The following is a 10,622-nucleotide window of genomic DNA, read 5'->3' as shown; positions in this document are numbered from 1 at the left end:
AGGTTGTAGTTGATCGAGCCGACCAGCAGGACGAGCAGCAGCGCGCAGAAGCCGAGTCCGGCGCGCGTGGGCAGGATGTACACGCGCCGCTGGCTCAGCAGCACGCTGCCGCGGTCGCGCGCTGTCGCCCGCGAGCGCCACAGCGCGCGCTTGCGGGCCAGCCAGCTCCCCGCCGTGTCGGCCATGCCGGTCATCAGACGGGGACCGACTTCTGCAGTTGCAGGACGAGGTCGCGGCTGGCCATCGCCTGGCCCTGCGCCGAACGCAGCGGCCGCAGCCGGTGCGCGCAGACGGGTACGAGCAGGGACTGCACGTCTTCCGGGATCACGTGGTCGCGGCCTTCCAGCGCGGCCCACGCGCGCGCCGCCTGCAGCAGGGCCAGCGTGGCGCGCGGCGACAGGCCTTCCGCGAACAGCTTGCCCGCGCGCGATGCCTGGGCCAGCGCCTGCAGGTAATCGATCAGCGCGCTTGAGGCGTGGATGGCGCGCAGCGAGCGCTGGGCATCGATCAGCTCTTCCGGCCGCATCACGGGGACGATCGTCTTCAGCATGGCGCGCCGGTCCTCGCCCATCAGCAGGGCGCGCTCGGCGGCCGGGTCCGGATAGCCGAGCGACAGGCACATCAGGAAGCGGTCGAGCTGGGATTCCGGCAGCGGGAACGTGCCGACCTGGTGCGCCGGATTCTGCGTGGCGATGACGAAGAAGGGTTCCGGCAGCGGCCGGGTGACGCCGTCCGTCGTGACCTGGCGCTCTTCCATCGCTTCCAGCAGGCCCGACTGGGTCTTGGGCGTGGCGCGGTTGATCTCGTCGGCCAGCAGCACCTGGGCGAAGATGGGGCCTGGGTGGAACACGAAGCCGTTTTTCTCGCGCTCGTAGACGGAGATGCCCGCTACGTCCGCCGGGAGCAGGTCGCTGGTGAACTGGACGCGGTTGAACTTCAGGCCCAGCGCCAGCGCCAGCGCATGGGCGAGGGTCGTCTTGCCGACGCCGGGCACGTCGTCGATGAGCAGGTGCCCGCCGGCCAGCAGGCAGGTCAGGGCGAGGCGAACCTGCTGGTCCTTGCCGACCACGATCTGGCTGACCTGGCGCGCGGCGGCATGCAATTTATTGAACATGGATGGCTTCCGGTCGTCGTTCAGGGGCGGCAGTGCGCGCAGGCGTGGTAGATTAGCGCTGTTTGCAATCTTGATATGCCGGCGTCGACATGCCTTCCCGACGATTCTATGCGAGAACGGGGGCAGGTGCGGTACGGATGAGCACCACGCGCACTTACGAATCATGAGTACAGCCATTTACACCCACCCGGACTGCTCGCTGCACGACATGGGCAGCTGGCATCCCGAATGCCCGGGGCGCCTGTGCGCCATCGAGGACCAGTTGATCCTGTCGCGCCTGGACGGCCTCGTCGAGCAGGTCAGCGCACCGCTCGCGGACGAGGCCGACATCCTGCGCAACCACACGCAGGCCGCGCTCGACCGCGTGCGCGACAACGTGCCCGCGGCCGCCGGGGAACTTTATCCGCTCGACGGCGACACGCTGCTGTGCAAGGACAGCTACCGCGCCGCCCTGCGCGCCGCCGGCGCCGCCGTGGCCGCGACGGATGCCGTCATCGCCGGCACGATCGCCAACGCCTTCTGCGCCATCCGCCCGCCGGGCCACCATGCGACGCCGGAGTCGCCGATGGGCTTCTGCCTCTTCAACAACGTCGCCATCGCCGCGCGCCGCGCACTCGATGTGCACGGGCTCGAACGCGTCGCCATCATCGATTTCGACGTTCATCACGGCAATGGCACGGCAGCATCTTTCCGTGACGATCCGCGTGTGCTGATGGCGAGTTTCTTCCAGCATCCGTTTTATCCGTACACGGCGCCGGAACCTATCACCGCTACGAGTATCAATGTGCCGGTCCCGGCGTACACTGGGGGCGACGTCGTCCGCAAGCTCGTCACCGAACAGTGGCTGCCTGCGCTCCACGCGTTCCGTCCGCAGATGGTCTTCATCTCGGCCGGCTTCGATGCCCACAAGGAAGACGACATGGGCGGCATGGCCCTCGTCGAAGCGGACTACGCGTGGATCACGCACCAGATCGCCGACATCGCGCGACGCTACGCGGGCGGGCGCATCGTCAGTTGCCTGGAGGGCGGATATGCGCTGTCGGCGCTGGGACGCAGCGTCGTGGCCCACGTCAAGGCGCTTGCGGAACTCGACTGAACCCGCCGAACTCGCGCAACGCCGCCGTATCTAACCTCCGCGAAATGGACGAGTGGAGGGATGATGAAGACGCTGCCGAACCTGTTTACGAAATTGCCGCGCCGGCTGGCGCCGCTGTGTCTCTTAACGCTGGCCGGGGCAGCCTCGGCGACCAATTACACCTTGTGGATCAACGGCCGCACGGGCGGCGGCCAGGTCGGCAATTACGCCGACTTTTCGTACTGGGGGCCGGCCACGGTCAACGCGGGCATCAACAAGAAGGCCGTCAACTGGGACGGCCGCAGCAGCATCGCATCGCAGAGCGGCATCCTCCGTAACGCCCTCGACTGTTTCTGCACCGGGAGCAACTGGTGCTATATCGCCACGCACAGCGCGGGCGACCTGCTGATCGGCTACACCCTAGCGAACTACGGCGGCTCGGCGCGCATGAAGAAGAACGCCACGCCGAACTCATCGGGCGTGTGCGGCAACAGCAATGGCACTGCGCAGACGGGCTGGAACATCAAATGGGTTGCCTCGGCGGCGGGCTCAGGGGGCGGCTCGGAACTGGCCGACATCGGCGCGTGGGCGACGTCGGAGCCGCTCGTGCAGGACCTGCGCGTCTCCACCGCACGCGCCATGTACAACCACAACGTTACGCGCGGCGTCTGGTTCTACATGTTGGCCGGTGCCGCCGGCGACTGGACGTCCGGCTTCCTGCCGGGCCAGGACGACGGGGTCGAGGCCTACCACAGCGCGGGTGCCGTCTCCGGCTCGTCGGGCGGGGCGTACTGCAACCCCAGAGACTGGTTCTGCAACGACCTGACCATGGCATCGGATCCGACCGAAGGCGGCCGCCTGAAATGGACCTTCCACTGGGTCTGGTTCCGCGACGATGGCGAGAACTACGATCACTACCCGCGCGGGAACTGGGGCGGGATCGTCGGCGTGATGCGCGGCGCCGTCGCGAACAGCGCGCAGTAGGGTGGGCGGCTATACACGCGGTGTTGGGTTCGTCGCACGGTGCGCGCCGCCCACGCGGTGATACGCACCGTTCGATTTGCCGCCGTCGAACATTATATTGAACCACGAGCCACCATTCTGGCTCGTGCCGCAATTGACATGCATATGGCACCTCTCTAAAGTCGATTGAGCCGTCAGCCACGGCGACCACATCATTGCCCCACACCGGCGCACGGCGACTTGGGCGACGAGCCCAACCATCCGACTAAAAGAGTGGAGGAGCTCGACTCTAGTCGAACCAAATGCGAGGAGATGTGTCCAATGGTGATTATGGAAAGCACAATGGGAACCAGGCAGGCCGCAGGCTGCTGGGGACCACGGTCCAGACTCTGCAGCGCAGGGAGCGTAACGACCAGCTCGCGCTCGGCGAGCGCACCTGGACCAGGGTGGCAGCGTGAAGTGGGGTTACCACTCGGTGTCGTTGCGCGACGACAGCGAGGCCTACAACCATTACACGAACGGCAACTGGCAGGGTATCGTGTCGGTGGTGCGTAGTGCGATGGTGAACAGTGCCCTCTGACCGTCCCAGCGGGCCGCGGCGTCCGCGGCGGCCCACCGAACGCCCGCGTGCCGCACCGCGGCCGTGGCGCCGGCTCGTGCTGGCGCTGGCCGTCGTCGCTGCCGTGGTCATGCTCGTGTGGAGCGCCGGCGAGCACGGCGAACCCGGCCCGGTCCATGCGGTCGCGCAGGCGCCGGCCCCGCGCGGACCGCAGTTTTTCGGCCAGGTGCGGGTGGACGACCTGCCCATGCCGGACGAGCGCGCCAACCGGCGCCGCCAGCTGGTCGAGAACGTGCAACTGGCCGACCACACGTATTGCAGCTACCGCATGTCCAGCCAGTATCCCGTCGGCTCGCGCCCGATGGCGGACAATCCCGACCAGAACCGGCCCAACGATCCCGTCGCCTCGACGAATCCGATGCACATGGACGGCGGCGGCGCCGACACGGGTGTGCGCTTGCAGACGTCGCAATCGCGCGTCTACATGGCGTCGGGCGAATCGGTGGCGTTCTCGCTGCACGCCATCGATGCCGACGGCAACACGCTGCCGCTCGTGGTCACGCGCGCCCTCGCGCAAGGCATCACCTATGCCGGTGTGCGCCAGACGCCGCAGGTCAGCATTCCCTTTGCCGACGATGGTGCGGGCGCCGATCCGGTGGCGGGCGACGGCGCCTTCACCGGCGTCCTGGCGCCCGCGCAATCGGGGCTCGCGTCGTTCAACGGCACCATTCGCACGGAGGTGCGCTACAACGTGGGCGGCAAGAACGGACTCGTGCAGTTCGACGTCATCTATACGCCGGAACTGCCCGCGGTGTGGGCCGGCGCGCCGCGCGAAGCCGTCGAGGAAGGCTCGCTCGTGTTCCACCTGCCGCTCGACGTGCGCATGCCCGGCCGTTACATCGTCAACGGCCGCGTCGACGACGCTCGCGGCCACCCCGTCGCGCTGTTGACGTTCAACGACGTGCTCGGCCCCGGCCCGAACGACATCCGACTGACGATGTTCGGCAAGTTGTTGCGCGACCAGTCGCCCGCGCCGCCCCTCACGCTGCGCGACGTCGACGGCTATCTGTTGAAGGAAAACACGGACCCCGACCGCGCGCTGTTGCCGCGCATGGAGGGCAAGGTGCTGACGGCGGCCGCCCACCCGCCGAAAAGCTATTCGGATGCCGAATGGCAGAGCGAGGAAAGGTCGCGCTACCTGACGGAATTTTCCAAGGATCTCAGGGAAGCGCGCGGGCGCCTCGCCGCGTTCGATCCCACCGCGCCGCTGCCGCCGAGCGAGTGCATGCCAGCAACACGGTAGCAGGGCAGCGTTCGGTATTCGTCGATATCTGCGGACTAGCGTAAAATAGAGGGTTGCACGCAGATATTGAAAGTTTTTGCTATGTCGATTCAATGGTTCCCGGGCCACATGGCCGCCGCCCGCAAGCAGGCCGCGGAGCAGATGGAAAACACCGATGTGGTCATCGAGGTCCTGGACGCCCGCCTGCCGCAGGCGAGCAGCAATCCGATGGTCGAAGAATTGCGCAAGTTCCGCAACCGTCCCTGCCTGAAGGTCTTGAACAAGACCGACCTGGCCGACCCCGCCGCCACGGCCGCCTGGGCCGCGTGGTACGACGCCCAGGATGGCGTGACGGCGTATCCGATGACGACCAAGAAGCCGTCCGACGTGGCACGCCTCCCGGACCTGTGCAAGTCGCTCGCGCCGCACCGCGGCGTGCCGACGAAGCCGCTGCGCATCATGATCATGGGCATCCCGAACGTCGGCAAGTCCACGTTGATGAACGCGTTGCTGAAGAAGCGCGTGGCGAAGGTGGGCGACGAACCGGCCGTCACGAAGGCCCAGCAAAAGCTGTATCTCGACAAGTTCACGGTGCTCGTCGACACGCCGGGCATGCTGTGGCCGAAGATCGAGATGGAAAGCGATGGCCTGATGCTGGCGGCCAGCCACGCGATCGGCACGAATGCCGTGATCGAGGAAGAGGTCGCGGAATTCCTGGGCGGCCTGCTGCTGCAGCGCTACCCGCAACTGCTGACGGCCCGCTACGGCTTCAAGACGGACGGCCTGGACGGCTTCGGCGTGATCGAGGGCGTGGCGCAACGCCGCGCGTTCCGCGTGCGCGGCGGCGACTACGACTACGAAAAGGCGGCGCACGTGCTGCTGCAGGATTATCGCCAGGGCGCGCTGGGCCGCATCAGCCTGGAGACGCCGGAGACCCGCGCCGCAGCCATCGAGCGCCACCGCATCGAGATGGAAGAAAAGGCGCGCATCGCGGCCGAGAAGGCCGCGCGCAAGGCGGAAGAGGCGGCGCGCGGGAAGCGCGGCACGTAACGCGTGCCGGTTCGGTGCCGGCTCCGGGCATCGAACCAGATTTACGCGGCCGCGTCCCCGAAGCGGAAACTGGACACGGTCAGCGACCCAAAGAAACTGTCCTCGTGATACACGCACGCGGTCGCCTCGTGCTCGGCCGCACCCATCGCCACCCACAGCGGTACAAGGTGATCCTCACGCGGATGCGCCATGCGCGCATAGGGCGCCTCGCTCCAGTGCAGCATCGCCTGCTCGCGGTCTTCCGGTTTCAGCTCCAGCAGCACGTGCTGCAGCCATGCGTCGAACGCGTGGGAGGCCAGCGCGCCGCCGGGACCGAACTGGCGCAGGTTGTGGAACGACAGGCCGCTGCCGAGGATCAGCACGCCCTCGTCGCGCAACGGGGCCAGCGCGCGGCCGGCGGCCAGGTGGACGGCCGGGTCGTAGCCGTGCCGGATCGACAGCTGCACGACGGGCATGTCGGCCTCGGGATAGATCGGCGCCAGCATCGAGAACGTGCCGTGGTCGAAGCCGCGGTCCGGGTCGAGGCGCGCGGGCTGGCCGGCATCGTTCAGCAACTGCGCGACGCGCTGCGCAAGTTGCGGGTGACCCGGTGCCGGGTAGCGGATCTGGTAGGTGTGCGGCGGAAACCCGCCGTAGTCGTAGATCATGCCCGGCGCCGTGCCGGACGAGATGGTGAACTCGTCCGTTTCCCAGTGGCTCGTCACGACCAGCACGGCCTGCGGGCGCACGCCGACCTGGCGCTTGATGTCGACCAGCGACGCTTCGAGCGCGGCATAGGCGGGGCCGTACTGGTCCTTCATCCACGGCCACGGGCCGCCTCCGTGCGAGACGAAATAAGTGGGCAAATGGGACATGGCGGCTCCTTCAGGCGGACATCGAAGCCTTCATGGTAGCCGATCCGCAGCGGTTGCGTTTGCATGCGCAGCCGATTCAGCGCACCAGCGCCATCAGCGCAAACAGGCGCGCCGCCCGCATCCACCCGAGCACGAGCACGACGAGCTGCGCCAGCACGACGGCGCCGATCGTGCCGAGCGTCCCCAGCGCCGGCACGCGCGTGCGCGCGAACGCGAGCAGTCCCGCCACGACGAGGCCGACGGCCGTGACGATGACATAGGTGCCCAGCAACGCCAGTGGCCGGCGCAGCAGCAGGCCGCAGCCCCGCCACCAGGCCGCGATGGCGGATGTRCGGCGCTGGTCGCCGGCCAGCACGGCGCGGCCCGCGTCGACCGTCGCGTGGGCCAGCACGAGCAGCGCGACCGTCGCCAGCATGGCCAGGTGCGCGGCACGCTGCGCGTCGGCTTCCAGCAGCGCCGTCTCGGCCACCTTGCCGGCCAGCCGGTATGCCTCCGCGCCCAGCAGGCCCGCGGCGCCCAGCGGCACGATGGACCATGCGAGCATGCGAGCCAGTCGCGGATACCATTGGATGCCGGTCGCCAGCAGCGCGCCGAAGCCGGGCGCCTGCTGCGCGCGCGCCGCGGCGACGGCCATGCCGGACAGCAGCGGCGACAGCAGCAGGGTCAGTACCAGCCCGACGATGCCGCCCGCGCCCAGCGCCGGCGCATGGCGCTCCTTCGCGGCGCCGGCGAGGTCGGCGAAGGCGATCATGTCGAGACGTTCGGCGAGGCGCGCCGCGTACGGCGAGTGATCGAGACTCGCGGACAGCATCTGCCACAGCGGCAGCGTGGCGACGACGGTCGGCAGCAGCAGGAGGAGGGCCCACCACAGCAGCAGGCGCCATTGCAGCGCGCCGCGGCGGCCGAGCGCGGCGCGCAGCGCGGTCCGTACGCCGACGGTGTGCGCGGCCGGGGCGGCGGGGGCGAGGATCGTGTCGGTCGTCATAGCGTGGCGATCAGCGAGAACAGATAGTCGGCGACGGCCGCGAATTCCAGGCCCCAGCGGCGCGACGCGGACGTGTCCGGGTCGAGCGTGCGGCCGTCATCGAGCTTGCTCGTGTCGAGGTAGTGCCGGCGCTGCGGGTCGAGTTCCGCCGAGACGGCCCGTGCGGCCTTCGTCCAGACGAAGGTGTGCCAGCGCTCCTCAAAGTCCCAGCTCGCCGTCTCCGTGCTGCCGTCGGCGAACTTCACGACCAGCGTCTGCGGCACCGGCGCGCCGTAGCGGCGTACGGTGACCTCCGTGCGGTACGGGTACGGCCCGGTGCCGTCGGGCGCGTGCGGATGCGCGCGGCGCCACTGCGCGCGCGTGGCCTCGACCTGCCTGTCGACGTCGGCCTGTCGGTCTTCGACCCGAGCGCCGTTCACCTGGCGCGTGCCGGGGAGGGGGCGTTGCTCGGCGCTCGTGAAGGCGCCAATGCGGTCGTCGATGCGCGCGACGGCGTAGACCTGGCGGGCGAACACGTCCTCGACGACGACGCGCTGGCCCGTGACTTCGGCCAGCGTCTCGCGCAGGTCGGCGATGCCCGGATGGCGGAACTTCCAGCGCCGGTAGTATTCGCGGAACGCGCGTTCCATCGGTGCCTTGCCGATGCATGCTTCCAGGTCGCGCATGAGGATCGCCGTGCGCGAATAGACCGGGCCGATGTCCTGCAGGCGGTGCCAGGCATTCTGGCCGGGCGGGTCGGCGGGATCGCTGCGCGGCGTGCCCGTACGCTCGGCGTCGAATACGGGGTAGCCGGGCGCGAAGCCGAGCCAGGCCAGCAGCGGCGACGCCACGTACGCGAGCTGGCCCTGGTCGCGCATCATGCGGATGTCCCAGTATTCGTTCAGGCCCTCGTCCAGCATCGGCTCCTCGAACTCGTTCGAGGCGAGGATGCCGTAGAAATAGCCGTGGCCGAATTCGTGGATCGTGACGAAGGCGAGGGCGAACTGGTTCGCCGTGCGCGGTTCGACCCGCGCATAGGCCTCGGCCGTGAAGAAGGTCGGGTACTCCATGCCGCCCGCTTCCGCGGCGTTGTAGGGCGGGATCACGATGGTCAGCGTCTTGTACGGATACGGTGCCAGCGTGTTCGAGAAATACGTCAGCGCCGCCTTCGCGGCCTTCAGCGCCGGTGCCGCGCTGGCGGCGAATTCGGGCGGATACAGCACGGTCACCGTCACCTGCGGGCTGCCGGGGCCGGACCACGTGTCGACGAGCGGCCTGGCCGTGCGCCGGTCGGCCGTCCAGGCGAAGTCGTGGACGTCGCCCTGCGCGAAGCGCCACGTGCGCATGCTGCCCCGGTCGACGGGGGCGCTCTGCGGTTCGCCGGTCGCACCGACGGTGTAGTCGCGCGGGACGGTGAGGCTCACGTCGTAGCTGCCGAAGTCCGCGTAGAACTCGGAGTTCAGGTGGTATTCGTGCACGTTCCAGCGCGGGGTGGTCGCGCCGCGCTCGCCCGGCAGTTCCAGCACGCCGATCTTCGGGAACCACTGCGCGACGAGGTGGAAGGTGTCGAAGTAGCCCGCGCGCGCGACGACGCGCGGCAGCTGCGTGACGAAGTCGATATCGAGCGTCGTCGTGCCGCCTGCCGGTACGGCCTGCGGCAGGTCGAAGCGCACGACCGTGTGGTCGGTGGACGGGCCGTTGTCCGGCTGGACGAACGTCCACGGCACGGCCGCCGCGCCTTGCGCGACGCGGCGCAATGCGATGTGCCCCCACGCTTCCTTGATGTCGACGCCGGAGCGGAAGCTGCCGTCGCGTGCGTGCCGCTCCGTGAACCAGGTGCTGCCCGCGCTTTCGAACGCGTTCATGTACAGGTGCAGGTAGACGCTCTTCACGGCGGCGCGGCTGCGGTTGCGCCACGTGAGCCGCTCGCGGCCCGTGACCGTGTGCCGGACCGGGTCGAGCGTGGCCGCGATGTCGTAGTGGACGACGCGGTCCGACAGCGTCGGCTCCAGGCCGGTGCGCGGACCGCCCCAGGCGTCCGGACTGCTGGGGACGCGCACGGCGGCGGCGTCGGGCGCGGCCAGCGCGATGCCGTCGGGCGAACCCGGGACGGCTGGCGCTGCGGGGTGTACCGTGACGGGCGCGGCGCAGGCCAGCAGGTCGACGGCGAACGCGGCCCCGGCCGCCAGCAGCAGGGCGGCAATGGCGATGCGAATCCGGCGGGAGAAGGCGAAACGTGGCTGCATGCAGACCCGCGAGTGGTCGTGTGTTGGTGCTCACACTATATGCGAATCGGCTTCGGACGGTCAGGGAATCGTGCGAGCGTTTTTGGTAAGACGCTTTGGCAAGGTTATAATCCCAAGGTTCTGGTGCCCGCATGCGCGTCTGCGCGTGCAGTTAAACGGGAAACACGAAGCGGCGTCGCCCCCGGCGAACCGCCAACGTGTGCTGCCCCCGCAACGGTAAACAAGCGTCGCCGCACCGGCGACAGGCCGCCCCGACAACCACTGTGCTCGCACAGGAAGGTGGGGCGGTCCGTCTTGGAGCCCGGAGACCGGCCAGACAGGGGAAGCGCGGCTTCATATCGCGCTTTTTGTTACGCCGGCGTGCGGGGACGCTTGCCGGTGCCAACTCGTAGACTGAACATCCAATGAACTTCGCTGCCTCCACCCGCGGCGCGCCGGCCGTCAAGCCGCTCGCGCTGGCCTGTGCCATGTCGCTGTCCCTGTTTGCCGGCGCCGCCGCCGCCCAGGACGACATC

Annotated in this window: 9 protein-coding genes, 1 pseudogene and 1 riboswitch; of the genes and pseudogenes, 5 read left to right on the top strand and 5 right to left on the bottom strand. The window is 68.8% G+C overall.

Features of this window, described 5'->3' with window-relative positions:
• A pseudogene (locus tag AC1DYX_RS22305) lies at positions 1-194 on the bottom strand (DUF58 domain-containing protein); the annotation flags it as partial.
• Positions 194-1,114, bottom strand: coding sequence for an AAA family ATPase (locus AC1DYX_RS22300; RefSeq protein WP_477262890.1), 921 nt, complete (start codon positions 1,112-1,114; stop codon positions 194-196). The pseudogene AC1DYX_RS22305 and the gene AC1DYX_RS22300, both read right to left, overlap by 1 nt.
• A 163-nt stretch (positions 1,115-1,277) precedes the next feature.
• Here AC1DYX_RS22300 and AC1DYX_RS22295 point away from each other — a divergent pair, with 163 nt between their 5' ends.
• From AC1DYX_RS22295 to ylqF, 5 genes are all read left to right on the top strand, one after another.
• A complete protein-coding gene (locus AC1DYX_RS22295; RefSeq protein ID WP_477262889.1) occupies positions 1,278-2,210 on the top strand; it encodes a histone deacetylase family protein in 933 nt (310 codons plus the stop codon).
• 60 nt (positions 2,211-2,270) lie between these two features.
• On the top strand, positions 2,271-3,173 hold the full coding sequence (locus AC1DYX_RS22290) for a hypothetical protein (protein ID WP_477262887.1): 903 nt from the start codon (positions 2,271-2,273) through the stop codon (positions 3,171-3,173).
• Between the two features lie 433 nt (positions 3,174-3,606).
• Positions 3,607-3,732 carry a hypothetical protein gene (locus AC1DYX_RS22285; protein WP_477262885.1) on the top strand — a complete coding sequence of 42 codons (126 nt, stop codon included), beginning with the start codon at positions 3,607-3,609 and terminating at the stop codon, positions 3,730-3,732.
• The gene (locus AC1DYX_RS22280) at positions 3,722-5,014 is read left to right on the top strand and encodes a choice-of-anchor X domain-containing protein (protein ID WP_477262883.1); all 1,293 of its coding nucleotides are present in this window, start codon (positions 3,722-3,724) and stop codon (positions 5,012-5,014) included. The genes AC1DYX_RS22285 and AC1DYX_RS22280 overlap by 11 nt, the downstream gene beginning before the upstream one ends.
• Before the next feature lie 81 nt (positions 5,015-5,095).
• Entirely contained in the window at positions 5,096-6,043 is a 948-nt protein-coding gene (ylqF, locus tag AC1DYX_RS22275) for a ribosome biogenesis GTPase YlqF (RefSeq protein ID WP_477262881.1), read from the top strand.
• A 41-nt stretch (positions 6,044-6,084) separates the two neighbouring features.
• On the opposite strand, the gene AC1DYX_RS22270 is transcribed toward ylqF, so the two are convergent.
• The 3 genes from AC1DYX_RS22270 to AC1DYX_RS22260 form a co-directional block, all read right to left on the bottom strand.
• Complete coding sequence (locus AC1DYX_RS22270) at positions 6,085-6,897, bottom strand: DODA-type extradiol aromatic ring-opening family dioxygenase (protein WP_477262878.1); 813 nt, start codon at positions 6,895-6,897, stop codon at positions 6,085-6,087.
• A 76-nt stretch (positions 6,898-6,973) separates the two neighbouring features.
• Positions 6,974-7,882, bottom strand: a complete 909-nt coding sequence (locus tag AC1DYX_RS22265) for a hypothetical protein (RefSeq protein ID WP_477262876.1) — start codon at positions 7,880-7,882, stop codon at positions 6,974-6,976.
• A complete protein-coding gene (locus AC1DYX_RS22260; RefSeq protein ID WP_477262874.1) occupies positions 7,879-10,107 on the bottom strand; it encodes a M1 family metallopeptidase in 2,229 nt (742 codons plus the stop codon). Before AC1DYX_RS22260 ends, AC1DYX_RS22265 begins: the two co-directional genes overlap by 4 nt.
• A 104-nt stretch (positions 10,108-10,211) precedes the next feature.
• A riboswitch (cobalamin riboswitch) is annotated at positions 10,212-10,438 on the top strand.
• Positions 10,439-10,622: the final 184 nt, after the last annotated feature.

The organism is Massilia sp. P2_C2, assembly GCF_056404615.1.
Note: the sequence above shows the minus strand (reverse complement) of the source record. Positions and strands in the feature narration are given on the sequence as shown.